1 pseudogene (cut by a window edge) is annotated in these 367 nt (G+C 59.7%); it reads left to right on the top strand.

The features are described from left to right. Positions 1-367: pseudogene (locus tag H5T60_08915) on the top strand (N-6 DNA methylase); it begins 1653 nt to the left of the window's first position.

The following is a 367-nucleotide window of genomic DNA, read 5'->3' as shown; positions in this document are numbered from 1 at the left end:
TCACGGCTATCTGGACAACCCCACCTTCCGCGGCATGCGCCAGAGCCTGCTCAAGACCTTTGATGAGATTTACCTCCTGGACCTGCACGGCAACAGCCTGAAGCGCGAAACCGCCCCTGACGGCGGCCCGGACGAGAACGTCTTTGACATCCGCCAGGGCGTGGCGATTGGACTTTTCGTCAAGCACAACAACTCCGAGCAGCGCGGCGTCTATCACGCCGACCTCTATGGCAAGCGCGAAGAGAAGTATGCCTGGCTGGAAAGGCACACACTGGAGACAGCCGGTTATCAGCTCATCACTCCCGAATCGCCCTTCTACTTCCTCGTCCCGCGCCCCAACCACGATGTACAAGACTACCGTAGCTGG

The organism is Anaerolineae bacterium, from assembly GCA_014360855.1.
GTDB lineage: Bacteria > Chloroflexota > Anaerolineae > JACIWP01 > JACIWP01 > JACIWP01.
The sequence above is the reverse complement of the archived record's forward strand: the minus strand, read 5'-3'. Positions and strand labels throughout refer to the sequence as shown.